At 51.7% G+C, this 25,546-nt stretch carries 28 protein-coding genes; 21 read left to right on the forward strand and 7 right to left on the reverse strand.

What is annotated here, in order from left to right; genetic code table 11:
* Positions 1–4 precede the first annotated feature (4 nt).
* Genes lptE through nadD form a run of 3 tightly spaced genes read left to right on the forward strand, consistent with a single transcriptional unit; the run spans position 5 to position 2,278 of the window.
* Positions 5–604 (forward strand): LPS assembly lipoprotein LptE, encoded by a 600-nt coding sequence (lptE, locus tag OGV57_RS14380; RefSeq protein WP_016149780.1) that lies wholly within the window; start codon positions 5–7, stop codon positions 602–604.
* Positions 604–1,635, forward strand: a complete 1,032-nt coding sequence (gene holA, locus OGV57_RS14385) for a DNA polymerase III subunit delta (RefSeq protein ID WP_054528186.1) — start codon at positions 604–606, stop codon at positions 1,633–1,635. Before lptE ends, holA begins: the two co-directional genes overlap by 1 nt.
* A gap of 1 nt (position 1,636) precedes the next feature.
* Positions 1,637–2,278, forward strand: a complete 642-nt coding sequence (gene nadD / locus OGV57_RS14390) for a nicotinate-nucleotide adenylyltransferase (protein ID WP_003022738.1) — start codon at positions 1,637–1,639, stop codon at positions 2,276–2,278.
* Here the strand turns inward: nadD and cobD are convergent.
* Entirely contained in the window at positions 2,253–3,347 is a 1,095-nt protein-coding gene (gene cobD, locus OGV57_RS14395; protein ID WP_054528185.1) for a threonine-phosphate decarboxylase CobD, read from the reverse strand. The two genes, nadD and cobD, sit on opposite strands and share 26 nt — an antisense overlap.
* A 96-nt stretch (positions 3,348–3,443) precedes the next feature.
* Between cobD and OGV57_RS14400 the strand changes: the two genes are divergently transcribed.
* From OGV57_RS14400 to lipA, 10 genes are all read left to right on the forward strand, one after another.
* Positions 3,444–4,055, forward strand: coding sequence for an adenosylcobalamin/alpha-ribazole phosphatase (locus tag OGV57_RS14400; protein WP_032948805.1), 612 nt, complete (start codon positions 3,444–3,446; stop codon positions 4,053–4,055).
* Between the two features lie 254 nt (positions 4,056–4,309).
* A complete protein-coding gene (gene rsfS / locus OGV57_RS14405; protein ID WP_003022728.1) occupies positions 4,310–4,627 on the forward strand; it encodes a ribosome silencing factor in 318 nt (105 codons plus the stop codon).
* 3 nt (positions 4,628–4,630) lie between these two features.
* Positions 4,631–5,098 (forward strand): 23S rRNA (pseudouridine(1915)-N(3))-methyltransferase RlmH, encoded by a 468-nt coding sequence (rlmH, locus tag OGV57_RS14410; RefSeq protein ID WP_003022725.1) that lies wholly within the window; start codon positions 4,631–4,633, stop codon positions 5,096–5,098.
* A 30-nt stretch (positions 5,099–5,128) separates the two neighbouring features.
* Entirely contained in the window at positions 5,129–7,030 is a 1,902-nt protein-coding gene (mrdA, locus tag OGV57_RS14415) for a peptidoglycan DD-transpeptidase MrdA (RefSeq protein WP_003022722.1), read from the forward strand.
* Positions 7,031–7,032: 2 nt separating this feature from the next.
* The gene (gene mrdB, locus OGV57_RS14420; protein ID WP_003022718.1) at positions 7,033–8,145 is read left to right on the forward strand and encodes a peptidoglycan glycosyltransferase MrdB; all 1,113 of its coding nucleotides are present in this window, start codon (positions 7,033–7,035) and stop codon (positions 8,143–8,145) included.
* A gap of 10 nt (positions 8,146–8,155) precedes the next feature.
* Positions 8,156–9,265 (forward strand): endolytic peptidoglycan transglycosylase RlpA, encoded by a 1,110-nt coding sequence (rlpA, locus tag OGV57_RS14425; RefSeq protein ID WP_003022715.1) that lies wholly within the window; start codon positions 8,156–8,158, stop codon positions 9,263–9,265.
* Between the two features lie 142 nt (positions 9,266–9,407).
* Positions 9,408–10,619, forward strand: a complete 1,212-nt coding sequence (dacA, locus tag OGV57_RS14430) for a D-alanyl-D-alanine carboxypeptidase DacA (protein WP_003022711.1) — start codon at positions 9,408–9,410, stop codon at positions 10,617–10,619.
* A 106-nt stretch (positions 10,620–10,725) separates the two neighbouring features.
* Positions 10,726–10,989, forward strand: coding sequence for a DUF493 family protein YbeD (ybeD, locus tag OGV57_RS14435; protein WP_003022706.1), 264 nt, complete (start codon positions 10,726–10,728; stop codon positions 10,987–10,989).
* 114 nt (positions 10,990–11,103) lie between these two features.
* Positions 11,104–11,745 carry a lipoyl(octanoyl) transferase LipB gene (gene lipB, locus OGV57_RS14440; RefSeq protein ID WP_003022703.1) on the forward strand — a complete coding sequence of 214 codons (642 nt, stop codon included), beginning with the start codon at positions 11,104–11,106 and terminating at the stop codon, positions 11,743–11,745.
* A gap of 206 nt (positions 11,746–11,951) precedes the next feature.
* Positions 11,952–12,917 (forward strand): lipoyl synthase, encoded by a 966-nt coding sequence (lipA, locus tag OGV57_RS14445; RefSeq protein WP_003022702.1) that lies wholly within the window; start codon positions 11,952–11,954, stop codon positions 12,915–12,917.
* A gap of 98 nt (positions 12,918–13,015) precedes the next feature.
* On the opposite strand, the gene tatE is transcribed toward lipA, so the two are convergent.
* Entirely contained in the window at positions 13,016–13,219 is a 204-nt protein-coding gene (gene tatE, locus OGV57_RS14450) for a twin-arginine translocase subunit TatE (protein WP_003022699.1), read from the reverse strand.
* Between the two features lie 128 nt (positions 13,220–13,347).
* Entirely contained in the window at positions 13,348–14,136 is a 789-nt protein-coding gene (locus tag OGV57_RS14455; RefSeq protein WP_016149776.1) for a deaminated glutathione amidase, read from the reverse strand.
* 90 nt (positions 14,137–14,226) lie between these two features.
* On the opposite strand from OGV57_RS14455, the gene crcB reads away from it, so the two are divergent.
* Positions 14,227–14,610 (forward strand): fluoride efflux transporter CrcB, encoded by a 384-nt coding sequence (gene crcB / locus OGV57_RS14460; protein WP_016149775.1) that lies wholly within the window; start codon positions 14,227–14,229, stop codon positions 14,608–14,610.
* Positions 14,611–14,662: 52 nt separating this feature from the next.
* Here crcB and cspE read toward each other — a convergent pair whose 3' ends face one another.
* A complete protein-coding gene (gene cspE / locus OGV57_RS14465) occupies positions 14,663–14,872 on the reverse strand; it encodes a transcription antiterminator/RNA stability regulator CspE (protein WP_000034825.1) in 210 nt (69 codons plus the stop codon).
* Positions 14,873–15,061: 189 nt separating this feature from the next.
* Complete coding sequence (gene pagP / locus OGV57_RS14470) at positions 15,062–15,625, reverse strand: lipid IV(A) palmitoyltransferase PagP (protein ID WP_003835590.1); 564 nt, start codon at positions 15,623–15,625, stop codon at positions 15,062–15,064.
* 462 nt (positions 15,626–16,087) lie between these two features.
* On the opposite strand from pagP, the gene dcuC reads away from it, so the two are divergent.
* On the forward strand, positions 16,088–17,473 hold the full coding sequence (dcuC, locus tag OGV57_RS14475; RefSeq protein ID WP_003022136.1) for an anaerobic C4-dicarboxylate transporter DcuC: 1,386 nt from the start codon (positions 16,088–16,090) through the stop codon (positions 17,471–17,473).
* 116 nt (positions 17,474–17,589) lie between these two features.
* Here dcuC and dpiA read toward each other — a convergent pair whose 3' ends face one another.
* Both dpiA and dpiB read right to left on the reverse strand, forming a co-directional pair.
* Entirely contained in the window at positions 17,590–18,270 is a 681-nt protein-coding gene (gene dpiA / locus OGV57_RS14480; protein ID WP_003022133.1) for a two-component response regulator DpiA, read from the reverse strand.
* The gene (gene dpiB / locus OGV57_RS14485) at positions 18,239–19,900 is read right to left on the reverse strand and encodes a sensor histidine kinase DpiB (protein ID WP_003847410.1); all 1,662 of its coding nucleotides are present in this window, start codon (positions 19,898–19,900) and stop codon (positions 18,239–18,241) included. The genes dpiA and dpiB overlap by 32 nt, the downstream gene beginning before the upstream one ends.
* A gap of 389 nt (positions 19,901–20,289) precedes the next feature.
* Here dpiB and citC point away from each other — a divergent pair, with 389 nt between their 5' ends.
* Genes citC through citG form a run of 6 tightly spaced genes read left to right on the forward strand, consistent with a single transcriptional unit; the run spans position 20,290 to position 25,538 of the window.
* Positions 20,290–21,366: a [citrate (pro-3S)-lyase] ligase gene (gene citC / locus OGV57_RS14490; RefSeq protein WP_003022129.1), complete on the forward strand. Its 1,077-nt coding sequence runs from the start codon at positions 20,290–20,292 to the stop codon at positions 21,364–21,366.
* Positions 21,363–21,659, forward strand: coding sequence for a citrate lyase acyl carrier protein (citD, locus tag OGV57_RS14495; RefSeq protein WP_003022125.1), 297 nt, complete (start codon positions 21,363–21,365; stop codon positions 21,657–21,659). The genes citC and citD overlap by 4 nt, the downstream gene beginning before the upstream one ends.
* Positions 21,656–22,564 (forward strand): aldolase/citrate lyase family protein, encoded by a 909-nt coding sequence (locus tag OGV57_RS14500; RefSeq protein ID WP_003022123.1) that lies wholly within the window; start codon positions 21,656–21,658, stop codon positions 22,562–22,564. Before citD ends, OGV57_RS14500 begins: the two co-directional genes overlap by 4 nt.
* Positions 22,565–22,573: 9 nt before the next feature.
* Positions 22,574–24,106 (forward strand): citrate lyase subunit alpha, encoded by a 1,533-nt coding sequence (gene citF / locus OGV57_RS14505; protein ID WP_003022120.1) that lies wholly within the window; start codon positions 22,574–22,576, stop codon positions 24,104–24,106.
* A gap of 3 nt (positions 24,107–24,109) precedes the next feature.
* A complete protein-coding gene (gene citX / locus OGV57_RS14510; protein ID WP_054528184.1) occupies positions 24,110–24,664 on the forward strand; it encodes a citrate lyase holo-[acyl-carrier protein] synthase in 555 nt (184 codons plus the stop codon).
* Positions 24,633–25,538, forward strand: a complete 906-nt coding sequence (gene citG / locus OGV57_RS14515; protein WP_003835603.1) for a triphosphoribosyl-dephospho-CoA synthase CitG — start codon at positions 24,633–24,635, stop codon at positions 25,536–25,538. The genes citX and citG overlap by 32 nt, the downstream gene beginning before the upstream one ends.
* Positions 25,539–25,546: the final 8 nt, after the last annotated feature.

Consider the following 25,546-nt stretch of genomic DNA (forward strand, 5'->3'; position numbering starts at 1 on the left):
AAGCGTGCGACTTCTGACAACATTGTTGTTATCTCTGGCGGTGCTTGTCACCGCCGGGTGTGGCTGGCATCTGCGTAGTACTACGCAGGTTCCACCCTCAATGAAAACCATGATCCTGAACTCTGGCGATCCGAACGGCCCGTTAAGCCGTGCGGTCCGTAACCAGCTGCGTCTGAACGGTGTGACGCTGCTTGAAGACGGTACAATGCGTAAAGATGTGACGTCTTTACGTCTTGGCGCGGTCAGCATTTCGCAGGATACGGCGTCGGTATTCCAGAACGGTCAAACGGCTGAATACCAGATGGTGATGTCCGTAAGCGCTACCGTGCTGATTCCAGGACATGATATTTACCCTATCAGCGCAAAAGTTTATCGTTCGTTCTTTGACAACCCACAGGCTGCACTGGCGAAGGATAACGAGCAGGAGATGATCGTAAAAGAGATGTATGACAAAGCGGCTGAACAGTTAATTCGTAAGCTGCCAAGCATACATCTGGCTGATACTCTGTCATCCAATGCTGATGATGATGCTAAGCCAGCTGCGACAAAAGCCGCAGAGCCTGCGTCATCTCCGGCGCGTGTCTCCACCACGCTGGGTAACTGATGCTCAAGTTGTACCCTGAACAACTCCGCGCACAGCTCAATGAAGGGCTGCGCGCGGCGTATTTGCTCTTAGGTAACGATCCCCTCTTATTGCAGGAAAGCCAGGATGCCATCCGTCAGGCTGCTGCCACACAAGGGTTCGAAGAACACCACGCCTTCACTCTGGACAACAGCACCGACTGGGGAGAGATTTTTTCACTCTGCCAGGCGATGAGCCTGTTTGCCAACCGTCAAACCCTGCTCCTGCAACTGCCTGAAAATGCCCCCAATGCCGCCATTAACGAACAGCTCGCTTCACTCGTCACACTGCTACATAACGACCTGCTGCTGATTGTTCGTGGTAACAAGCTGACTAAAGCGCAGGAAAACGCCGCATGGTATACCGGACTTGCCAATAATGCGGTGCAGGTCAGCTGCCAGACGCCGGAGCAAGCACAGCTCCCACGTTGGGTCGCCGCGAGGGCTAAACTCAATAACCTGCAACTGGATGACGCAGCCAATCATCTGTTGTGCTATTGCTATGAAGGTAACCTGTTAGCACTGGCGCAAGCACTGGAACGGTTAGCATTGCTTTGGCCTGATGGCAAACTAACGCTGCCTCGCGTAGAAAAAGCCGTTAACGATGCGGCGCACTTTACCCCGTTCCACTGGGTGGATGCGCTGCTGATGGGCAAAAGCAAACGCGCGCTGCACATTCTGCAACAGCTACGTCTGGAAGGCAGTGAGCCGGTTATTTTGCTGCGTACGATACAGCGTGAATTGCTGTTGCTGGTCAACCTAAAACGGCAGTCGGCGAATACCCCCTTGCGCACGTTGTTTGATAAACACCGGGTGTGGCAAAATCGCCGAGGCATGATGGGTGATGCGCTAAACCGGCTGAACCCGGCGCAGCTGCGTCAGGCGGTAACGCTGTTAACGCGTACGGAAATTACGCTTAAACAAGACTATGGTCAGTCAGTGTGGGCGGAACTTGAGGGACTGTCCCTTTTGCTCTGCCATAAATCACTGGCCGATGTTTTTATTGATGGTTGATATGAAATCATTGCAGGCTCTGTTCGGCGGCACCTTTGATCCGGTGCATTATGGTCATCTTAAACCGGTTGAAATTCTGGCGAATCTGATTGGTCTTTCCCGGGTCATCATCATGCCCAATAACGTGCCGCCGCATCGTGCGCAGCCTGAAGCGTCCGGTGAGCAACGTAAGCGCATGGTTGAACTGGCCATTGCTGATAAACCGCTGTTTTCCCTGGATGAACGCGAACTGAAACGCGACACGGCCTCCTACACCGCGCAAACGCTAAAAGAGTGGCGCGAGGAACAAGGCCCGAATGTGCCGTTAGCGTTTATCATTGGTCAGGATTCGCTGCTGACCTTCCCTTCCTGGCACGACTACCACACGATTCTGGATAATACCCATCTCATCGTATGCCGACGTCCAGGTTATCCTCTCGAAATGACGCAGGAAAAGCACCAGCAATGGCTGGAAGATCACCTGACTCATTCGCCGGATGACCTGCACAACCTGCCTTGCGGGAAAATCTACCTGGCCGAAACGCCGTGGTTCAACATCTCCGCCACGCTCATTCGCGAGCGACTGGAAAAAGGCGAGCCGTGCGACGACCTGATGCCAGGCGCAGTGCTTGACTATATTAATCAGCAGGGGTTGTACCGCTAAGCGTGTTGTTTAATGCCACCAGCAGGCGGTCATTTTCTTCCTGACTGCGAACAGCAACTCGGTAATAACGCGCATCCAACCCAGGGTAATTGGCACAACTGCGAATCAAGACATGCTGTTCCAGCAACATCCGTTGCAAATCAATATCCGCGCGATCGCAGCGTAATAAACGATAATTTGCCTGGCCGGGATACACCGTCAGGCCGGGCAGGTTTTGTAGCTGCTGCTCAAACCGCGCTCCCTCTTGTTCCAGCCATTTCCACGTCGCCTGCTGATAAGCGCTGTCGCGTAAAATAATCTCGCCAGCCAGAGCAGCAAACGCATTAATTGACCACGGCATTTGTCGGCTGCGCATTTGTACAACGGCCTGCTCGTTACTGTTGACCAGATACCCCAGACGCAGCCCCGGTATCGCATAGAACTTAGTGAGCGAGCGCAGCACCCAAATATGCGGGTTATCCCGAAGTAGCGGAATAAATCCCGGCTCCCCGGCAATAAAATCGATAAACGCTTCATCAAGGATCAGATTGATCCCAAGCCGCTCACAACGTGAGGCAATCTCACGTAGCAGGCGGTTATCCGGTAGTAACCCGGTGGGGTTGTTGGGCGTGCAGAGAAACAGGCAGTCCAGCTCTGAGGTTAACGCATCGAGGATCGCATCGGTAAGCTGCCAGCCATCGTCTTCGCGCAGCGCAAACTCATGGATCGTACAGCCTCCCCATTGCAGCGCCCGACGATATTCAGCAAACCCAGGCGTCACGATCATCGCGTGACGTGGCTTCAGGCCATCTACCAGGGTAAAAATAGACTCGGTCTCACCGTTTCCGGCCAGGATCCACGAGGCCGGAATCTGATGATGCTCCGCCAACGCTGCATGCAGTTGCGCGTAATCGACATCCGGGTAACGCTCCGCGCAGTCCATATTATCGATAATTGCGCGTTTTAAACCTGCTGGCATACCCAGCGGATTAATATTCGCGCTAAAATCCAGCAATTGCTCAGGCGAGACGCCCAACAGTTCGGCGGCTTCTCGGGTATTACCACCATGCGCGCTCTTCAATAAAGACATCGTGCCGCTCCACGTAAAAAAAGGTATTTTAGTGAAAAATCTCTGCGCAATCAGGGCAAACATCATGTTTTGTGCGAATAACCCCAAGAGGAAAAAATGAGACTCTGGTTGGTACGTCATGGCGAAACCGAAGCCAACGTCGCGGGTTTATATAGCGGCCACGCTCCCACACCACTAACAGAACGGGGAATAGCTCAGGCGCAAACGCTGAGTACGCTGTTACGCAATGTGCCTGTCGACAACGTTCTGTGCAGCGAGCTGGAGCGCGCCCGCCATACAACGCAGTTGATCTTAGGCGATCGCGAGATTCCTGTGCGTAACATGCCTGAGCTCAATGAGATGTTTTTTGGCGACTGGGAAATGCGCCACCATCGCGATCTGGCGCGCGAAGACGCCGAAAACTACGCCGTGTGGTGTAACGACTGGCAGAACGCGACGCCCACTAATGGCGAAGGTTTTCAGGCATTTTCCCTGCGCGTGGAACGCTTCATTGCTCAACTCGATGATTACAAAATGTGCCAAAACCTGCTGGTGGTGAGCCATCAGGGTGTACTGAGCGTGTTGATCGCCCGTTTGTTGTCCATGCCGGCAGCAGCAATGTGGCATTTTCGCGTCGAACAAGGTTGCTGGAGCGCGATTGATTTTTGCGACGATTTTGCGGTTCTGAAAGTACTTAACAGCCGGGCTGTATGGCACGACGGAGAGTGAAAGCACTGTTTTTTCTGCTGAAGGGCTTCTCTCCCATTGACACCCCATGACAGGCTGTTATTCTCCGCAACCTGACTTTTCCCGCCCTTCAGAGCTTTGCAGAAATTGTTTTACAAAAATGGCGATGCATTCTGCGGCGTGGGGTGGGATGATAGCGCACTTCACAAGCGCTTTCGGAGACATTTGTCCCGATATCGCCTCTGGTTCAGGTATACTAACAGACGTTTTTAACTCTTTTCACCCAGGGGGAACACTTGCAGGGTAAAGCACTTCAGGATTTTGTAATCGACAAAATTGATGACCTGAAAGGTCAAGACATCATCGCCTTAGACGTTCAGGGCAAATCCAGCATCACTGATTGCATGATTATCTGTACTGGCACGTCCAGCCGTCATGTAATGTCTATCGCAGACCACGTTGTTCAGGAGTCCCGCACTGCTGGTCTGCTGCCGCTCGGCGTAGAAGGCGAGAACGTCGCAGACTGGATCGTCGTTGACCTCGGTGATGTGATTGTCCACGTGATGCAGGAAGAAAGCCGTCGCCTGTATGAACTGGAAAAACTCTGGAGTTAATGCGTGAAGCTGCAACTTGTCGCTGTGGGTACGAAAATGCCTGACTGGGTGCAAACCGGTTTTACGGAGTATCTCCGTCGGTTTCCGAAAGATATGCCCTTTGAGCTGATCGAAATCCCGGCAGGAAAACGCGGCAAGAACGCGGATATTAAACGCATTCTCGACAAAGAGGGTGAACAGATGCTGGCTGCTGCAGGCAAAAACCGCATCGTCACCCTTGATATCCCTGGCAAACCCTGGGACACGCCGCAGTTGGCGACCGAACTGGAACGCTGGAAACTGGACGGTCGTGACGTCAGTTTGTTGATTGGTGGGCCGGAAGGTCTTTCTCCTGCCTGTAAAGCAGCAGCAGAACAAAGCTGGTCACTCTCAGCGTTAACCCTTCCTCACCCTCTTGTTCGGGTTCTGGTTGCGGAGAGTCTGTACAGGGCGTGGAGCATTACCACCAACCATCCTTATCACCGTGAGTGATCATTGATTCTTGAGTAGATTAAGCAGCGGATGAAACTACAGAATTCTTTTCGCGACTATTCGGCTGAGTCCGCGCTATTTGTGCGCCGGGCGCTGGTCGCTTTTTTGGGGATTTTGCTGCTCACCGGCGTGCTGATCGCCAACCTTTATAATCTGCAAATCGTTCGCTTTACTGATTATCAGACTCGCTCGAACGAAAACCGCATCAAACTGGTGCCTATCGCCCCCAGTCGCGGCATCATTTATGACCGAAACGGAATTCCGCTCGCCCTTAACCGCACCATTTATCAGATAGAAATGATGCCAGAAAAGGTCGACAACGTTCAGGATACCCTCGACGCGCTGCGTAACGTCGTAGACCTGACGGACGATGACATTGCCGCTTTTAAAAAAGAGCGCGCCCGTTCACACCGTTTCACATCCATTCCGGTAAAAACTAACCTGAGTGAAGTTCAGGTCGCACGCTTTGCCGTTAATCAATATCGCTTTCCTGGCGTCGAAGTTAAAGGTTATAAACGCCGCTACTACCCCTACGGCTCTGCGCTGACCCATGTCATTGGCTACGTATCAAAAATCAACGATAAAGACGTAGACCGCCTGGACAAAGACGGCAAACTGGCTAACTACGCGGCGACGCACGACATCGGCAAGCTGGGTATTGAACGTTATTACGAAGATGTACTTCATGGCCAGACCGGTTATGAAGAGGTTGAGGTGAACAACCGCGGCCGCGTCATTCGCCAGTTGAAAGAAGTGGCGCCGCAGGCTGGGCACGATATCTATCTCACCCTCGATTTGAAACTCCAGCAGTACATTGAAACGCTGCTGGCAGGCAGTCGCGCCGCCGTGGTGGTTACCGACCCGCGTACCGGCGGCGTTCTCGCGCTGGTGTCCATGCCGAGCTACGACCCGAACCTGTTTGTCGATGGTATCTCCAGTAAAGATTACTCTGGGTTGCTCAATGACCCGAACACCCCATTGGTTAACCGCGCCACGCAGGGTGTTTACCCACCGGCTTCGACAGTTAAACCTTACGTCGCAGTTTCTGCATTAAGTGCAGGTGTCATCACCCGCAATACTGGTCTGTTCGATCCAGGTTGGTGGCAATTACCGGGCTCTGAAAAACGTTACCGTGACTGGAAAAAATGGGGGCACGGCCATCTGAACATCACCCGTTCTCTGGAAGAGTCGGCGGATACGTTTTTCTATCAAATCGCCTATGATATGGGGATAGACCGACTTTCAGAGTGGATGAGCAAATTCGGCTACGGCAAATATACGGGTATCGATCTCGCTGAAGAACGCTCCGGCAATATGCCTACCCGCGAGTGGAAGCAAAAACGGTTTAAAAAGCCATGGTACCAGGGTGATACCATTCCGGTCGGCATCGGTCAGGGTTACTGGACTGCAACCCCAATCCAGATGAGTAAAGCGCTGATGATCCTTATCAACGACGGTTTGATAAAAGTTCCGCATCTGTTGATGAGCACGGCAGAAAATGGCAAGCAGGTTCCGTGGGTACAGCCGCACGAACCGCCCGTTGGTGATATTCATTCTGGATACTGGGAAATCGCGAAAGACGGCATGTACGGTGTAGCAAACCGCCCTAACGGTACTGCGCACAAGTATTTCGCTAGCGCGCCTTACAAAATTGCGGCGAAATCCGGTACTGCCCAGGTCTTTGGCCTGAAAGCCAATGAAACCTATAACGCGCACAAGATCGCCGAGCGCTTACGTGACCACAAGCTGATGACGGCCTTCGCACCCTATGATAAGCCCCAGGTTGCTGTCGCCATAATCCTTGAAAACGGTGGCGCGGGCCCGGCTGTGGGTACCATTATGCGCCAGATCCTTGACCACATTATGTTGGGCGACAACAACACCAATCTGCCTGCAGAAAACCCCGCGGTTGCAGCAGCGGAGGACCAATAATCGTGACGGATAATCCGAACAAAAAAACATTCTGGGACAAAATCCACATCGATCCCACGATGTTGCTTATTTTGCTGGCGCTGCTGGTTTACAGCTCGCTGGTCATCTGGAGTGCCAGCGGCCAGGATATCGGCATGATGGAGCGCAAGGTCGGCCAGATCGCAATGGGCCTGGTCATCATGGTGGTGATGGCGCAAATCCCGCCCCGGGTTTATGAAGGCTGGGCACCCTATCTCTATATTTTCTGCATCATCCTGTTGGTGGCGGTAGATGCCTTCGGCGCGATATCCAAAGGGGCACAGCGCTGGCTGGATTTGGGTATTGTGCGTTTTCAGCCTTCCGAAATTGCCAAGATTGCCGTGCCGCTGATGGTCGCACGCTTCATCAACCGTGATGTTTGCCCGCCATCGCTAAAAAATACCGCCATTGCACTGGTGCTGATATTTATGCCCACCCTGCTGGTGGCCGCTCAGCCTGACCTCGGTACCTCAATACTGGTCGCCCTTTCCGGTCTGTTTGTTCTGTTCCTTTCTGGTTTAAGCTGGCGTTTAATCGGTGTTGCGGTGGTTCTGGTTGCGGCGTTTATCCCGATACTGTGGTTCTTCCTGATGCATGATTACCAGCGTCAGCGCGTCATGATGTTGCTCGATCCGGAAACCGATCCACTGGGTGCGGGTTATCATATTATTCAGTCTAAAATTGCTATTGGCTCCGGCGGTCTACGCGGCAAGGGCTGGCTGCACGGTACGCAGTCGCAGCTTGAATTTTTACCCGAACGTCACACGGACTTTATCTTCGCGGTACTAGCAGAAGAGCTGGGTCTGGTAGGGATCTTAATTCTGCTTGCGCTGTACATTTTGCTGATTATGCGCGGATTATGGATCGCTGCCCACGCGCAAACCACCTTTGGTCGCGTCATGGCAGGTGGTTTAATGTTGATATTATTCGTTTATGTCTTCGTAAATATTGGTATGGTGAGCGGTATTCTGCCCGTGGTTGGCGTTCCTCTCCCACTGGTCAGTTACGGAGGCTCGGCACTTATCGTGCTGATGGCCGGGTTCGGGATTGTTATGTCGATCCACACCCATAGAAAAATGTTGTCGAAAAGCGTGTAAGGGGTACGCAATGCGTAAGCAGTGGCTTGGTATCTGCATCGCAGCAGGAATGCTCGCGGCGTGTTCGAGTGATGATGGTCAGCAACAGGGTGCTGTCGCGCCGCAGCCTGCGGTGTGCAATGGTCCGATTGTTGAAATCAGCGGGGCCGATCCGCGCTTTGAACCCCTGAACCCAACGGCGAATCAGGACTATCAGCGTGATGGTAAGAGCTACAAAATCGTCCAGGATCCTTCCCGCTTTAGCCAGGCAGGACTTGCCGCTATCTATGATGCGGAACCCGGAAGCAACTTAACCGCGTCTGGTGAAGCGTTCGACCCGATGCAACTGACCGCAGCGCATCCCACGCTGCCAGTCCCAAGCTATGCCAGAGTAACTAACCTGGCAAACGGCAGGATGATTGTCGTGCGCATAAACGATCGCGGCCCTTATGGCAACGATCGCGTGATTTCACTTTCACGTGCAGCAGCAGACCGTCTGAATACCTCCAACAACACCAAAGTGCGTATCGACCCGATCATCGTCGCCCAGGATGGTTCATTGTCCGGTCCGGGTATGGCGTGTACGACAGTCGCAAAGCAAACCTATGCCCTGCCCGCGCGTCCTGATTTAAGCGGTGGCGGTAATATGGGAAGTATGCCTTCGCCATCGGATGCGGGTCAGCCGCAAGGCGATATTCGTCCGATCAGCAATTCCACGCTGAAAAGCGATGATCCAACCGGTGCGCCAGTGAACAGCGGTGGATTCCTCGGTGCACCAACCACCCTCGCCGCAGGCGTGCTGGAAGGTAGCGAGCCGACTCCGGCTCCGCAACCGACCATCACCGCACCGGCAACACCAACCGCACCAGCAGCAACACCAGCCGCCGTCGCGGCACCTGCTCCAGCGGCAGTAGCCAACGGACGTTACGTGGTTCAGGTTGGCGCAGTCAGCGAGCAGTCGCGTGCGCAGCAGTATCAAAAACGTTTAAGCCAGCAGTTTGGCGTTCCTGGTCGGGTGGTACAAAATGGCGCAGTCTGGCGTATCCAGATGGGGCCGTTCGCCAGCAAAGCTGAAGCCTCCACATTGCAGCAGCGTCTTCAATCCGAGGCGCAATTACAGTCCTTCATCACCGGCGTGTAATAACGTAAATCAGGTATCTGAACTGTCAGTTTCTGTAAATGACATTAACAAAGTCACGCGGAAAGTCAGATGCCTGCCCGTTTTGCATTTGCTATAGTAGGGCACTTTTTTAAATTTCATCACGGACGTCGTAGTTCAGACCATGAAGACCACTTTTTCCGCTCGTTTCGTGCAGCGTATGGCGCTCACCGCGGCTCTCTGCGCAGCTTCTCTCTCTGCTGCCCATGCCGATGACCTGAATATTAAAACCATGATCCCGGGTGTTCCGCAGATCGATGCGGAGTCATATATCCTGATTGATTACAATTCAGGCAAAGTTCTGGCAGAACAGAACGCAGACACTCGCCGCGACCCCGCCAGTCTGACCAAAATGATGACCAGCTACGTCATCGGCCAGGCGATGAAAGCCGGCAAGTTCAAAGAAACCGATCTGGTCACTGTCGGCAATGACGCCTGGGCTACAGGTAACCCGGTGTTTAAAGGTTCATCGTTGATGTTCCTGAAACCTGGAATGCAGGTTCCTGTTTCCCAGCTAATCCGTGGTATCAACCTACAATCCGGGAATGACGCGTGTGTGGCAATGGCGGACTTCGCAGCCGGTAGCCAGGATGCTTTCGTCGGTCTGATGAACAGCTATGTGAACGCGCTGGGCCTGAAAAATACCCACTTCCAGACCGTTCATGGTCTCGATGCTGACGGTCAGTACAGCTCGGCTCGCGACATGGCGATGATTGGCCAGGCGCTGATTCGTGACGTACCTAACGAATACTCTATCTATAAAGAAAAAGAGTTCACCTTTAACGGCATTCGTCAGTTAAACCGCAACGGCTTGCTGTGGGATAACAGCCTGAATGTCGACGGTATCAAAACCGGTCATACCGACAAAGCTGGCTATAACCTCGTTGCATCCGCAACCGAAGGTCAGATGCGTCTGATCTCTGCCGTCATGGGTGGCCGCACCTATAAAGGTCGTGAAACCGAAAGTAAAAAACTGCTGACCTGGGGCTTCCGTTTCTTTGAAACCGTGAATCCACTGAAAGTCGGTAAAGAGTTTGCTTCAGAACCGGCCTGGTTTGGTAACACCGATCGCGCATCGTTAGGCGTAGATAAAGATGTCTACCTGACTATTCCGCGCGGCCGCATGAAAGATCTGAAAGCAAGCTATGTGCTGAACACCACAGAACTGCATGCACCGCTGCAGAAAAACCAGGTTGTTGGCACCATCAACTTCCAGTTGGATGGCAAAACCATCGAACAGCGCCCGCTGGTAGTCCTGCAGGAAATCCCTGAAGGCAACTTCTTTGGGAAAATCATTGATTACATTAAATTAATGTTCCATCACTGGTTTGGCTAAAAATCGAACACTTGAAAGTGTGATTTACGTCCCCATATACTAGGTATCCAGATAACTCCCACACGCTGTGGGAGTTATTATTTATTGATGTAACGCCGGAGCTGACATGAAAACCAAACTTAACGAACTGCTTGAATTCCCTACTCCATTTACTTACAAAGTAATGGGGCAGGCGTTGCCTGAGCTGGTTGATCAGGTGGTTGAAGTGGTACAGCGCCATGCGCCAGGTGATTACTCTCCGACGGTAAAACCGAGCAGCAAAGGCAACTACCACTCGGTCTCAATCACTATTACTGCTACACACATTGAGCAGGTTGAAACGCTGTACGAAGAATTAGGTAATATCGATATCGTACGCATGGTACTGTAAAAACCTGTTGGTTACCCGCTGCATCCCCGCTCGGGTAACCCCTCCCTCCTGTGATATACTTTTCCCCCTCTTTTATATTCTCTACTCTATGTGAGTATCTACGGAGATGCCGTTTTGTATCAGGATAAAATTCTGGTCCGCCAGCTCGGTCTTCAACCTTACGAGCCAGTTTCTCTGGCCATGCACGAATTCACCGATACCCGCGATGAAAACAGTTATGACGAAATCTGGCTGGTAGAGCATTATCCTGTTTTTACCCAGGGTCAGGCAGGTAAAGCAGAGCACGTACTGATGCCGGGCGATATTCCGGTGATCCAGAGCGATCGTGGCGGCCAGGTGACCTACCACGGGCCGGGCCAGCAGGTCATGTATGTGCTGTTGAATCTGAAGCGTCGCAAACTTGGCGTTCGTGAACTGGTTACGCTGCTGGAACAAACCGTCGTCAATACACTTGCGGAAATCGGCATTGATGCCCACCCGCGAGCCGATGCGCCTGGCGTATACGTCGGGGAGAAGAAAATCTGCTCTTTGGGATTACGTATTCGTAGAGGATGTTCGTTTCACGGCTTAGCGCTCAACGTGGATATGGATTTATCGCCTTTCCTGCGTATCAATCCTTGTGGTTACGCCGGAATGGAGATGGCGAAAGTATCGCAGTGGGATAGCGCAGCCACGACCGAGAGCGTTCGCCCACGCCTGCTGGCCAACATATTAGCGCTGTTGGGTAACCCACCGCACGAGTACGTTGCAGACTGAAAATACGGTCATACTTTGCCACGGCAAATGTTGTGGCAAATGGCACAAAACAACAACTATTTTACATTTTGCCAGCCTGTCAGGCTGCTTTCTGGCCCGTTTCAATGATATACTGCGTATCACTAATTCAAAAATAGTTGATAAATGCAACATTCCCTTGAATTGAAACGCTTTCCTTCGTAATTCGCAACTGGAACACGCAAGCTATGAGTAAACCCATTGTGATGGAACGCGGTGTTAAATACCGCGATGCCGATAAGATGGCTCTTATCCCGGTAAAAAATGTGGCAACAGAGCGTGAAGCCCTGCTGCGTAAACCGGAATGGATGAAAATAAAACTGCCAGCGGACTCCACTCGCATCCAGGGCATCAAAGCGGCAATGCGCAAAAATGGCCTGCACTCTGTCTGCGAAGAAGCTTCCTGCCCTAACCTGGCTGAATGTTTCAATCACGGAACCGCAACCTTTATGATCCTCGGCGCAATCTGTACCCGCCGTTGCCCATTCTGTGACGTTGCCCATGGCCGTCCGGTTGCTCCGGATGCTAACGAGCCGTTAAAACTTGCTCAGACGATTGCTGACATGGCGCTGCGCTATGTCGTCATTACCTCCGTTGACCGCGACGATCTGCGTGACGGCGGCGCTCAGCACTTTGCTGACTGTATCACCGCTATTCGTGAGAAAAGCCCGTCGATTAAAATCGAAACGCTGGTGCCTGACTTCCGTGGTCGTATGGATCGCGCGTTGGATATCCTCACCGCCACGCCGCCAGACGTGTTTAACCACAACCTCGAAAACGTACCGCGTATTTATCGCAATGTACGTCCGGGGGCAGACTACAACTGGTCACTGAAGCTTCTGGAACGTTTCAAGGAAGCGCACCCGGAGATTCCGACTAAATCAGGTCTGATGGTTGGTTTGGGCGAAACCAATGCAGAAATCATTGAGGTCATGCGTGACCTGCGCAGTCATGGCGTGACCATGCTGACGCTGGGGCAGTATTTACAGCCAAGCCGTCACCACCTGCCGGTTCAACGCTATGTAAGCCCGGATGAGTTCGATGAGATGAAAGCCGAAGCTATGGCCATGGGCTTTACCCATGCAGCCTGCGGTCCATTCGTTCGCTCTTCATACCATGCAGACATGCAGGCCAAAGGGCTGGAAGTGAAGTAATCGTGTAATACTCACTTACATATCAGTAATAAAAAAACCGGCAAATTGCCGGTTTTTTTTCATGCAGAGTATGCAGTATGAGCATCATGCTCCTGACATTACTCTTTATGAGAAAGCTTCTCAGCCTGAACGCTACCATCAGCATCTTTCTTAGCATCGGCATTATCGTCGTTCATTGCTTTCTTGAAGCCCTTGATTGCCGTTCCCAGGTCTCCACCCAGTGTACGTAACTTCTTGGTACCAAACAGCAGAACAACCAGTGCGGCAACCACCAGCAGTTTGGTAATACTAATCTCACCCATAGATACCTTCTTCACTTAAACCAGGCTGCATAAAGCGCCATATTAACCTGAGAATATTAACGGCCTTTCGACGCGCGCACACAATAGCAATCTGTAACAAGGTGAATCAAGCCTTGTTTAAAAAAACGTCATAATAATTGCGGTGGCGCAAAACGTCGGTTACTTAACACCGGAAGTTGTGCTCTGACCTGCCTTACCCGCTCTGCAGAAACCTCGGCCATAATTAGTGCAGGCGTTTCCGCCGCAGCAGCAATGGTCACACCAAAAGGGTCGATGACCCGGCTTTGGCCGATATTCTTATTACCGCACTCTCCCGCCGCAATCAGGTAACACGTTGCATCTAACGCTCTTGCAGCCAAAAGCGTAGACCAGTGATGCTCTTTAAGCGATCCCCGTACCCAGGCTGCGGGTAATACGAGAATTTCCGCTCCCTGCAATGCGTGCGCCAGCGCCAGCTCAGGGAAGCGCAGATCATAACAGGTCATTAACCCTACTTTTAACCCGCCCACGTCCAGCAGCGGCGCTATGGCGTCCCCTGCATCCACATTTCGTGACTCCTGAATCGAAAAGGCGTCGTAGAGATGTAATTTAGCGTAATGGGCAACTACCTGACCTGCCCGTAGCGCCACCAGCATGTTAAACGCCCGTCCAGGCACAGAGGGAACATGAATCGTCAGGATTGTCGTCATCTCGTTTTGCGCGCTTTCTCGCAGCAAGCGCGTCAAAAACCCGCCTTCCAGCAATTGAGCTGATTTCACTGACAGATCAGGGTCCAGATCGTCACGGGCCAGAAGCGCTTCCGGTAATACCAGTAACGATGCCCCCTCTCCCGCAGCCTGAGACATCAGTAAAACGCAGGTTTCTGCATTTTTTTCCCATGAAGGTCCCACGGCAAATTGCCCTGCTGCAACGAACATATTCCCTCCAGAAAACGTTGTTAGGCTCGCCAACCACGATTATTCAGCGTTACACTCATCCTATATACAATCAAATAGCAGGATTACGCAGTGTTACAACTCCTTTTAGCGGTTTTTATCGGTGGTGGTACAGGTAGTGTAGCAAGATGGATGTTGAGCATGAGGTTTAACCCGCTACATCAGGCCATTCCATTCGGTACGCTGGCTGCAAACTTACTTGGCGCATTTATCATTGGTATGGGTCTGGCATGGTTTAATCGCATGACAAACATTGATCCAATGTGGAAGGTACTGATTACAACTGGCTTTTGCGGGGGACTAACAACATTTTCCACTTTCTCGGCTGAGGTGGTGTTTTTGCTACAGGAAGGACGCTTTGGTTGGGCTATGGTGAATGTGCTGGCGAATCTGCTGGGATCATTTGCGATGACCGCCCTGGCATTCTGGCTGGTTTCGGCCTCTCCCGCACACTGAGGCGAAAAAAAACCCGCAATTAAGCGGGTTTTGAATGCTTGCTGTCGTATGCTTACAGAGCGATTACGTTTGCAGCAGAAGGGCCTTTGGCACCGTTAGTGATTTCGAACTCTACACGCTGACCTTCAGCCAGAGTTTTAAAACCATTGGTCTGGATTGCAGAGAAGTGTACGAACACGTCTTTGCTGCCATCTTCCGGAGTAATGAAACCGAATCCTTTGGATTCATTAAACCACTTAACGTTACCTTTAATCTTAGACATCAAAATTACCTTTACATGAAAAATAGACACAAATGCTGTGTCGGGTATCAGTACAACAATTGTGGTGCACTTTGTCCAGTCGAACTTTATCAAAAAGTGATAAATGTCGCGTTATTTTTCAGTTAACGCTGTTATCACACTGTTTTAAAAAGACTTTTTAATAATCCATCTGACAATACAGGTAGTCCATCAAAACTGGAAACGCATCCACGCAAAGTAGACGTTACCGTTGTTGTACGTTCCCGGAATGTAGGTCATCTGGAACGTTGCCGGACCATACCCTATCGATGCCAGCGGTAACAGTACGGGTACCGGAATGTAGTTCCAGTTATCACGCGCGGTAAAACCGGCGGTAAAACCGAGACCTGTATGGAAATTTTCATCGGCCAGCGGTCGCCAGGTTTTTTCCCAGCCATAACCACCAATGGGCTCCCATTTATTGTAGGAATCCTTAAAGGCCATTATATAAAGTCCGTGCCAGTTACCTTTATCATCCCAACGGGATTGACCAAATCCTGCCCCCCACGGGCGTTCATTGTAGCGATCCGTTTTTTCTTTATCGTAGGCAAAGCGTGCATGCCAGGTAATAGCCGGTATATACAAATCATAATGTTCCGGCTGCTGCCAGGTTTCACTGACGTTGTCTTTAAAAGTAGCGAACCAGCCTTTATCTTCAGCTGCGCCCTGGGGAATGAAAGCTAACTGAATAAAAAGAAATGAAAAAATGAGAAAATATCGTTTAGCGACAATCACAACTTAATTACCGTCCTGGGATTTATTATTAATTGTAGCAAACCCAACCTTAATGTTAGCTTAACAAAAATGCGCAGCTAAAAAATCAGAATATTCCTCAGCATGTAATTTTTAAGATAATTAGCCCTTAATTTATTGAGCCATCTCATAGGAACTATTTTCTCTTTATTGCCAATAAATTGTTCTTTCCTCCGGGAAAAGTTAAATAACATTACAATAAATTAACAATTAAGAATCAATATCACCACAAAACACACACACCGTCGCTGCACTTCACAGTTTTTTATTGTGAGATTCTTTTTTTAACCACGATGCTGAAAAAACGGCTAAGCCATCGCTTGAATCCGTATTTTTATTGATTTTAATCAGCAAGAGTAATCGGTTTATTAGGCACATTCTGTCACCACTTTTTACTTTTTTTAGTTTTTTTACTTTCTGGGCAGCAATGCGACAGGGGAAACGATGTTGACATTTATTGAACTCCTTATTGGAGTTGTGGTTATTGTGGGTGTAGCGCGCTACATCATTAAAGGTTATTCCGCGACAGGCGTACTGTTTGTTGGCGGTCTGGTTTTGCTGATTATCAGTGCGCTGATGGGGCATAAAGTGTTGCCATCCAGCGCGGCATCGACGGGCTATACGGCAACAGACATTGTTGAATATATTAAAATTTTGCTGATGAGCCGTGGTGGCGATCTCGGCATGATGATCATGATGCTGTGTGGTTTTGCCGCCTATATGACCCATATTGGCGCGAACGATATGGTCGTTAAGCTGGCCTCCAAGCCCCTGCAATACATCAACTCTCCTTACCTGCTAATGATTGCCGCCTATTTTGTCGCCTGCCTGATGTCACTGGCGGTTTCTTCAGCAACCGGTCTGGGCGTATTGCTGATGGCAACACTGTTCCCGGTCATGGTTAACGTTGGAATCAGCCGTGGCGCTGCAGCGGCTATTTGTGCCTCCCCTGCTGCAATTATTCTTTCACCAACATCCGGTGATGTGGTGCTGGCGGCAAAAGCTGCGGAAATGCCGCTGATCGATTTCGCCTTTAAAACCACGCTGCCAATTTCCATTGCCGCCATCATTGCTATGGCGATTGCCCACTTTTTCTGGCAGCGTTTTCTGGATAAAAAAGAGAACATTTCTCATGAAATGTTAGATGTGGCTGAAATCACCACGACTGCCCCGTCATTTTACGCCATTCTGCCGTTTACCCCGATCGTTGGCGTCCTGATTTTTGATGGTAAATGGGGCCCGCAGCTGCACATCATTACGATTCTGGTTCTGTGCATGCTCATCGCGGCTATTCTGGAGTTCGTACGTGGGTTCAACACCCAAAAGGTTTTCTCTGGTCTGGAAGTCGCTTACCGTGGCATGGCGGATGCCTTTGCTAACGTGGTGATGTTGTTAGTCGCTGCGGGTGTTTTTGCCCAGGGTCTGAGCACAATCGGCTTTATTCAGAGTCTGATTTCTATCGCCACCTCGTTTGGTTCAGCGAGCATTATCTTGATGATGGTGCTGGTGATCCTGACTATGTTGGCGGCAATGACTACGGGTTCCGGTAACGCCCCGTTCTACGCCTTCGTTGAGATGATCCCTAAGCTGGCGCATTCTTCCGGCATTAACCCGGCTTACCTTGTTATCCCGATGCTGCAGGCGTCAAACCTTGGGCGCACCATCTCCCCGGTCTCCGGCGTGGTTGTCGCTGTAGCAGGTATGGCAAAGATTTCTCCGTTCGAAGTGGTGAAACGTACTTCGGTTCCGGTTCTGGTTGGACTGCTGGTGGTGATTATCGCAACTGAAGTGATGGTACCAGGTTCTTCTTCAGCCGTCGTTGGCGGCTGATACTCAGTGAAATTTAGGCCGGATTAGGCATCTACGCCGCATCCGGCATTTAAACCGCACCATTGCCGGATGTCGATGCTAAAGCATCTTATCCGGCCTACGTCAGAAATCAGCATTTAGCCGCCATGATAAATACGCTGCGGCCTACCCACCTTACCGTGAATAATCTCCGCAATAATCAAATGACGGCTGGCACAGTACTCCAGGTAGCGTCTGGAAGTCGTTCGGCTGATGGTAAGCGCCTGGGCGATCGTTTCCGCAGTATGGTGTACCGTCGGGTCGGCGAATAATTTCAACACTGCATTCAGTGTTAACGCATCAATCCCGGTCGGTAAATCCCCTTTCGGTTCGCCCCGCGCGTAGGCATTAAACATTTCATCAATCTGCTTTTGGCTGGCGCTGTCATTCCCCGCCAACATGCGTCGACGTTGCTGATAACGCGTCAGGGTCTGCCCCAGCCGCTCGTAGGCAATGGGTTTGACCAGGTAATCAAACGCACCGCTGCGCACGGCCTCGGAGACCGTTTCCATATCGCTGGCCGCCGTGGTAAACACTACGCCGCCCGGATAGCGCGCCTGGGTCAGCTCATGCAGCAACGTAATTCCCTTGCCGTCCGGCAAGTAGTTATCGAGCAGTATCAGACCGGGCTTAAAACGCTCAATCATCATCCTCGCCTGCTCAAGATTACCCGCCAGCCATATCTGGCTGAAACCGGGTATATGGCGGATATATTCAGCATGCATTTCCGCCAGTAGCGTTTCATCCTCAACGATCAACAGCGTTAATGGTTCCGTCATTATTTTTTTTCACTTTCGGAAGAAATAAAGAAAATAAGGTACCGCAAGGGGAGTTATCTTCGAGCGTAATCACCCCGTCACAGCGCCTCACATAACTTGCAATTAGATACAAACCGATGCCATGTTCACCTGGTTCATCGGTACGGGTGCTCACACCCTGTTCAAATATTTTCTCACGCAATGCTTCCGGCACACCGCATCCCTGATCGGCAACTTCGATGATCACGTCATCCCCTTCATCGCTCAAATAGAGCTCTACGACATTGTTGCCTTGCTGGGTGCGCAAGCTCGCTTCGAATGCATTATCAAGCAGATTGCCAACAATTGCTGCAAACTCTGTGCTATCCAGCCCCTCGGGGAGTTGATGCAGTTGGCTTCCCGGAACGATAGTCATGGTGAGGCCCAGTTCCCGCGCGCGCTGCACCTTGCCAAACAACAGACCGGCGACCTGACGATCGGCAAACGCGCCACGCAGGCTGTCAATCAGTTGCTGTTGCGCCTGGGATTCTCCCTGCACCATGGCCAGAACCTTGTCATACTCTTTCATTTGCAGCAGGCCATTGATGGTCGACATCCAGTTCAGGTGCTCATGACGCAGCGTTCTCAGGCTCTCTACATACTGTTTGATCTGCGTTAATTGCGCATTAAGGGTAGCAATTTCATCTTTACTACGAAAACTGATGATTGCCCCAAGCAGTTCGTCACCGGAGCGAATCGCTTCACGGTTGGCGATAACGCTTAGGCCATTAAAGTTTACCATCGCATCCTGTCGTTTTTCCGCAATCTGTTGGGTGAAAAAGTCCGCTGGCTGAACCACCTCACTCACCGGTTTTCCAAGCCACTTTCGCCCTGGTGAAGACAGCCCCAGCATTTTCCTCGCACTGCGGTTTATTGCGGTGATATATCCATCAGGATCCACGGCAATCAATCCTTCATATACCGAGCTGAACAACGCTTCCTGCTGACGTACCACCCGCGCAATTTGTTTCGGTTCCATACCCAACATCTGCCGACGAATATGGGCAGCGAAAAACCAGGAGAGCAGCATAAGTACCAACAACAGCAAGATAAACACACCGGCCATCGGGAGTAAGAAATCCGATCGCCAGCTATCGATTTTGCTGATCAGATAACCAATTGAGACTACGCCAATGATTTTGCCATCGTCATCAAAGATGGGCGTTTTAGCACGCATTGCCATCCCGATGGACCCTTTACCGGTAATAAAGTAGCTCTCCCCTTTTTCCAGCGCACCGGGTTTGGTGAACTGCATCGGGTAGCCAATTTTTTCCGGGTTCGGATGATATAGACGAATGGAGTTGGTATCCCCGATAACCACATAGTCGAAGTCAGTTCCGCTCTGCAGTTTGTCGGCAATCGTCGCCAAACGCTTGTAATCACGATGTTTAACCGCCGTAATGATACTCTCGTTAGAGGCGATGATTTTGGCCTGGTTCATTGCCATATCGCGGACATGCGCGGCCAGATAATCTTCGAAGCTGGCGGTAAAGTATTGTGCCAGGGCGGCGATGATAAAAACAGAAACGACCAAAATAAGCAGAAAGATGCGTAAAGGAAACGCCAGGCTGCGGAAAAAAGGAAACCGTGTTTTATTTTTCTGCTCAGCCATATATCTTCCTCATCCACGTTACCCGAAACTTATTTCTCATTGTAGTTGTAATAGAAATGTTTTATTTACACGTTACGGTATAAAACAAGATCGTTGCAGATTCCCCACTTTAAATCAATTAAACAAATTAAAACCACACGCTATTTCGAGGTTAAATTAATTAAAAAACTTAAAACCATAAAACACATTAAAACCTTCTAACTTATTGTGAAATAAATCAAAAATTACCTCCAAAATACCCCTTACGATGTATGCAGCAGGGAAAAAAAGAAATACTCCGTAATAAAAAACCATTCCCTTCAATTGCAAACAAAACGTTATCAGGTTGCTAAGCAGAGCAACAAAAACAGAAACCCAGTAACAAATATAGCATCGGGGCTCTATTCACTATGTTCGGTAATAATATATTCACGCAAGTTAAACGCTCAGAAAATAAAAAGATGGCGGCTATCACGCAATTTCTGAAAGAGAATGATTTGAGCGTTGACACCACCGTCGAAGTATTTATCACCGTCACCCGTGACGACCGCCTGATTGCCTGCGGCGGTATCGCTGGGAATATTATTAAATGTGTCGCCATCTGCGAATCCGTACGGGGCGAAGGCTTAGCGCTGACGCTGGCGACCGAGTTAATCAACCTCGCCTATGAGCGCCACTGTACGCACCTCTTCATCTATACCAAAACCGAGTACGAATCGCTGTTTAAACAGTGTGGCTTTTCTACGCTGACCAGCGTTCCCGGCATTATGGTGCTGATGGAAAACAGCACCACGCGTCTGAAACGTTACGCTGAATCTCTGGCAAAACAGCGTCGTGAAGGGAAAAAAATTGGTTGCATCGTCATGAACGCCAACCCCTTCACCAACGGACATCGTTTTCTGATCCAACAGGCGGCCGCACAATGTGACTGGCTGCATCTGTTTTTGGTCAAAGAGGATACCTCACGGTTTCCGTATGAAGACCGGTTGGATCTGGTGCTTAAAGGGACAAAAGATATTCCACGTTTAACCGTGCATCGCGGTTCGGAATACATCATTTCCCGCGCCACGTTCCCGTGCTACTTCATCAAAGAGCAGAGCGTTATTAACCACTGCTACACCGAAATAGACCTGAAAATCTTCCGCCAGTACCTGGCACCGGCTCTCGGCGTTACACATCGTTTCGTCGGTACCGAGCCGTATTGCACCGTCACCTCCCAGTACAACAACGATATGCGCTACTGGCTGGAGACCCCAACGCTTCCCGCCCCACCGATTGAACTGGTGGAAATTGAGCGGCTGTGCTTCCAGGAGATGCCGATTTCCGCCTCCTGGGTGCGCAAGCTGCTGGTTAAAAAAGATCTCACGGCTATCGCATCCCTGGTCCCTGACGCCACGCTGCACTATCTGCAAAGCATGGTTGAACGAGCCTCATCGGGTGCGGCAGTCCGCCAAAATACCCCCGCATTAGCAACAGGTGAAAAATGAAAATAAACCAGGCAGCCGTCGCAGGCACACTCGAGTCCGGTGATGTGATGATTCGCATCGCCCCACTCGATTCGCAGGATATTGACCTGCAGGTTAACAGTAGCGTCGAAAAACAGTTCGGTGATGCCATTCGGACCACCATCCTGGACGTTCTGTCCCGCTACAACGTACGCGGCGTGCAATTGAATGTTGATGATAAAGGCGCACTGGACTGCATTTTACGTGCGCGACTGGAAGCACTACTGGCCCGCGCTGGCGGTATTCCGGCACTGCCATGGGAGGATTGCCAGTGATTTCCGCATCTTTACAACAACGTAAAACCCGTACTCGCCGCAGCATGTTGTTCGTACCGGGTGCCAATGCCGCCATGGTCAGCAACTCGTTCATCTACCCGGCAGATGCACTGATGTTCGACCTGGAAGACTCCGTCGCGTTGCGTGAAAAAGATACCGCTCGCCGCATGGTGTACCACGCGCTGCAGCATCCGTTGTATCACGACGTTGAAACCATCGTGCGTGTAAACGCCCTCGACTCCGAATGGGGCATCAACGACCTTGAAGCCGTGGTACGCGGCGGTGCTGACATCGTACGTTTACCGAAGACCGATACCGCGCAGGATGTCATCGACATCGAAAGTGAAATTCTGCGCATCGAGAACGCCTGTGGCCGTGAACCCGGCAGCACCGGCCTGTTAGCCGCCATTGAGTCGCCGTTAGGCATTACCCGTGCGGTAGAAATTGCCCACGCTTCCGAGCGCCTGATCGGTATTGCTCTGGGTGCTGAAGATTATGTGCGTAACCTGCGCACTGAACGCTCGCCGGAGGGTACTGAACTGCTGTTTGCCCGCTGCTCTATTTTGCAGGCTGCACGTTCTGCCGGTATTCAGGCGTTCGACACCGTGTATTCCGATGCCAACAACGAAGCAGGTTTCCTGCACGAAGCCGCACACATCAAGCAGTTGGGTTTTGACGGCAAGTCGCTCATCAACCCGCGCCAGATCGAACTCCTGCATAACTTGTACGCCCCGACGCGCAAAGAGCTGGCTCACGCCCGTTTGGTCGTAGAAGCCGCTGAAGCCGCTGCCCGCGAAGGTCGTGGAGTGGTTTCCCTGAACGGCAAAATGGTCGACAGCCCGGTTATCGAGCGCGCCCTTCTGGTTATCTCCCGTGCAGAACTTTCCGGCATTCGCGAAGAATAAGGCAAAAAAATGACGCAGAAAATCGAACAGTCTCAACGCCAGGATCGCGTGGCGACCTGGAGCCGTCATGCAGAAAGTGAGCTTTCCGCTTATCAGAGCACCGCAAAAGTAGAACTACAGGCGCAAAAACCGCGCGACAAAAAGCTGTGCGCTAACCTGGAAGACGCCATTCGTCGTTCAGGTTTACAGGATGGCATGACCATCTCTTTCCACCACGCTTTTCGCGGTGGCGATCTGACCATTAATCTGGTGATGGATGCCATCGCCAGTATGGGCTTTAAAAATCTGACGCTGGCCTCCAGCTCTCTGAGCGATTGCCATGCTCCGCTGGTTGAGCACATCCGTCAGGGCGTGGTCAGCCGTATTTATACCTCCGGGTTGCGTGGCCCGCTGGCGGAAGAGATCTCCCGTGGCCTGCTGGCCGAACCGGTACAGATTCACTCCCACGGTGGACGTGTACACTTGGTACAAAGCGGCGAACTCAGCATTGATGTGGCGTTCCTCGGCGTACCGTCCTGCGACCAGTTTGGTAACGCCAACGGTTATACCGGTAAAGCATGCTGCGGCTCACTGGGCTATGCCCGCGTAGACGCGGAAAACGCGAAACAGGTTGTCCTGCTGACTGAACAACTGCTGACCTATCCACATAACCCGGCCAGCATTACACAGGATCAGGTAGATCTGATCGTGCAGATCGATCAGGTCGGCGATGCGGACAAAATCGGTGCTGATGCGACCCGCATGACCACTAACCCGCGTGAACTGTTAATCGCGCGTAGCGCGGCAGAGGTCATTGCTAACTCCGGCTACTTCAATGAAGGCTTCTCACTGCAGACAGGCACCGGCGGCGCTTCTCTGGCCGTGACGCGTTTCCTGGAAGACAAAATGCGCAGCCGCGATATCCGTGCTGACTTCGCGCTGGGCGGCATCACCGCCACCATCGTGGATCTGCATGAAAAAGGCCTGATTCGCAAACTGCTGGACGTGCAGAGCTTCGACCGTAACGCCGCGGAATCTCTGGCCCGCAACCCAAACCACATTGAAATCAGTGCAAACCAGTATGCCAACTGGGGTTCAAAAGGCGCATCCGTTGACCGTCTGGATGTGGTGGTACTGAGCGCATTAGAAGTAGACACCAACTTCAATGTGAACGTACTGACCGGTTCTGACGGCGTACTGCGAGGCGCATCCGGCGGACACTGCGATACGGCTGTGGCCGCAGCGCTTTCCATCATCGTCGCACCGCTGGTTCGCGGACGCATCCCGACGCTGGTTGATAACGTGCTGACCTGCGTAACCCCTGGCTCCAGCGTTGACATTCTGGTCACTGACCACGGTATCGCCGTCAACCCTGCACGTCCGGAACTGGCAGAACGACTGAAAGAAGCCGGTATGAAAGTGGTGTCCATTGAATGGCTGCGCGAACGTGCACAGCAACTCACCGGTCAGCCACGCGCTATCGAATTCACTGACCGCGTGATTGCCGTTGTGCGTTATCGCGACGGTTCAGTGATTGACGTTGTGCATCAGGTGAAGGAATAAGCCATGCACCTGCTCCCTGAACTCGCCACCCAACACGCGGTTTCGATTCCCGAGCTGCTCGCCAGCCGCGATAAGAGACAAGCAAGGCAACAGGACTGGCTGACACGCCACTCTGGGCCACTGGTCTCGTTCACCGTGGTTGCACCGGGTCCGATTAAAGACAGCGCATTAACCCGTCGCATCTTTAATCACGGCGTAACCGCCTTGCTCGCGCTGGCGGAACAATCTGCCTGGATTGTCAGGGAGCAAACAGCGCTGGTTTCTGCCAGCGGTCCAGAAGGTCTTTTGTCTATTGAGGCTCCGGCCCACGACCTCAAGCTCGCCACGATTGAACTTGAGCATTCACACCCGCTGGGACGGCTATGGGACATCGATGTCCTGACCCCTGAAGGGGAAATTCTGTCCCGGCGTCATTTCGCACTCCCTGCCCGCCGCTGTCTGCTGTGCGAGCAAAGTGCTGCCGACTGTGCGCGGGGTAAAACCCACGCACTTTCCGACTTACTCACTCAGATGGAGGCACTGCTGCATGATGCCGATTCCCGCAACATCAACCAATAATGCAGTCCTTCCTCTGGATCTGCCTGATGCTTACGCAACGCTCGCGTGGCGCGCCATGCTGACTGAAGTCAACCTGTCACCCAAACCCGGTCTGGTAGATCGTATTAACAACGGCGCGCATAAAGATATGGCGCTGGAAGATTTTCATCGCAGCGCCGAGGCTATTCAGGCCTGGCTGCCACGTTTTATTGAATATGGGGCGTTTAGCGCACAGCTGTCGCCTGAGGATGTATTGAAAGGACTGCGTCCGCTGGGCATGGCCTGCGAAGCTGATATGTTTCGCGCCACCGCTGGGGTGAATACCCACAAAGGCAGCATCTTTTCTCTGGGCCTGCTGTGCGCCGCCATTGGCCGCCTGCACCAGCTCCAACTAACTGTTACCGCTGAAACCATTTGCTCTACGGCAGCAACATTTTGCCGTGGTCTGACCGAGCGCGAACTGCGCCAGAACAATCAACAACTCACGGCAGGCCAACGTCTTTATCAGCAACTGGGACTAACCGGCGCACGGGGCGAAGCCGAAGCGGGATACCCGCTAGTCATCCAGCATGCCCTGCCGCACTACCGCGCACTGCTGACTCAGGGCCGCGACCCTGAACTGGCGTTACTCGACACTTTATTGCTGCTGATGTCTATCAACGGCGACACCAACGTGGCTTCACGTGGCGGCGCAGAAGGTCTGCGTTGGCTACAGCAGCAGGCCACCGCCCTGATGCAGCAAGGGGGGATTCGTACCCCTGCCGATCTCGAATACCTACACCAGTTCGACCAACAGTGCATTGAACGCAACCTCAGTCCCGGAGGCTGCGCCGATCTGCTGATCGTCACCTGGTTCTTAGCTCAGATTTCACAAGTTCATCATTATCACAATTAAAGATCCTT

It is taken from the genome of Citrobacter sp. Cf087 (assembly GCF_030334285.1).
Taxonomy (GTDB): Bacteria; Pseudomonadota; Gammaproteobacteria; order Enterobacterales; family Enterobacteriaceae; genus Citrobacter; species Citrobacter freundii.

What these genes read in the sequence shown, in the direction of transcription:
- dpiA (WP_003022133.1), bottom strand. Translation starts at nt 18,270, where the DNA reads ATGACGGAACCATTAACGCTGTTGATCGTTGAGGATGAAACGCTACTG.
- lipA (WP_003022702.1), top strand. Translation starts at nt 11,952, where the DNA reads ATGAGTAAACCCATTGTGATGGAACGCGGTGTTAAATACCGCGATGCC.
- citF (WP_003022120.1), top strand. Translation starts at nt 22,574, where the DNA reads ATGACGCAGAAAATCGAACAGTCTCAACGCCAGGATCGCGTGGCGACC.
- citX (WP_054528184.1), top strand. Translation starts at nt 24,110, where the DNA reads ATGCACCTGCTCCCTGAACTCGCCACCCAACACGCGGTTTCGATTCCC.
- citC (WP_003022129.1), top strand. Translation starts at nt 20,290, where the DNA reads ATGTTCGGTAATAATATATTCACGCAAGTTAAACGCTCAGAAAATAAA.
- cobD (WP_054528185.1), bottom strand. Translation starts at nt 3,347, where the DNA reads ATGTCTTTATTGAAGAGCGCGCATGGTGGTAATACCCGAGAAGCCGCC.
- dpiB (WP_003847410.1), bottom strand. Translation starts at nt 19,900, where the DNA reads ATGGCTGAGCAGAAAAATAAAACACGGTTTCCTTTTTTCCGCAGCCTG.
- holA (WP_054528186.1), top strand. Translation starts at nt 604, where the DNA reads ATGCTCAAGTTGTACCCTGAACAACTCCGCGCACAGCTCAATGAAGGG.
- rlpA (WP_003022715.1), top strand. Translation starts at nt 8,156, where the DNA reads ATGCGTAAGCAGTGGCTTGGTATCTGCATCGCAGCAGGAATGCTCGCG.
- mrdA (WP_003022722.1), top strand. Translation starts at nt 5,129, where the DNA reads ATGAAACTACAGAATTCTTTTCGCGACTATTCGGCTGAGTCCGCGCTA.
- nadD (WP_003022738.1), top strand. Translation starts at nt 1,637, where the DNA reads ATGAAATCATTGCAGGCTCTGTTCGGCGGCACCTTTGATCCGGTGCAT.
- dacA (WP_003022711.1), top strand. Translation starts at nt 9,408, where the DNA reads ATGAAGACCACTTTTTCCGCTCGTTTCGTGCAGCGTATGGCGCTCACC.
- ybeD (WP_003022706.1), top strand. Translation starts at nt 10,726, where the DNA reads ATGAAAACCAAACTTAACGAACTGCTTGAATTCCCTACTCCATTTACT.
- cspE (WP_000034825.1), bottom strand. Translation starts at nt 14,872, where the DNA reads ATGTCTAAGATTAAAGGTAACGTTAAGTGGTTTAATGAATCCAAAGGA.
- OGV57_RS14400 (WP_032948805.1), top strand. Translation starts at nt 3,444, where the DNA reads ATGAGACTCTGGTTGGTACGTCATGGCGAAACCGAAGCCAACGTCGCG.
- tatE (WP_003022699.1), bottom strand. Translation starts at nt 13,219, where the DNA reads ATGGGTGAGATTAGTATTACCAAACTGCTGGTGGTTGCCGCACTGGTT.
- OGV57_RS14455 (WP_016149776.1), bottom strand. Translation starts at nt 14,136, where the DNA reads ATGTTCGTTGCAGCAGGGCAATTTGCCGTGGGACCTTCATGGGAAAAA.
- citG (WP_003835603.1), top strand. Translation starts at nt 24,633, where the DNA reads ATGATGCCGATTCCCGCAACATCAACCAATAATGCAGTCCTTCCTCTG.
- dcuC (WP_003022136.1), top strand. Translation starts at nt 16,088, where the DNA reads ATGTTGACATTTATTGAACTCCTTATTGGAGTTGTGGTTATTGTGGGT.
- citD (WP_003022125.1), top strand. Translation starts at nt 21,363, where the DNA reads ATGAAAATAAACCAGGCAGCCGTCGCAGGCACACTCGAGTCCGGTGAT.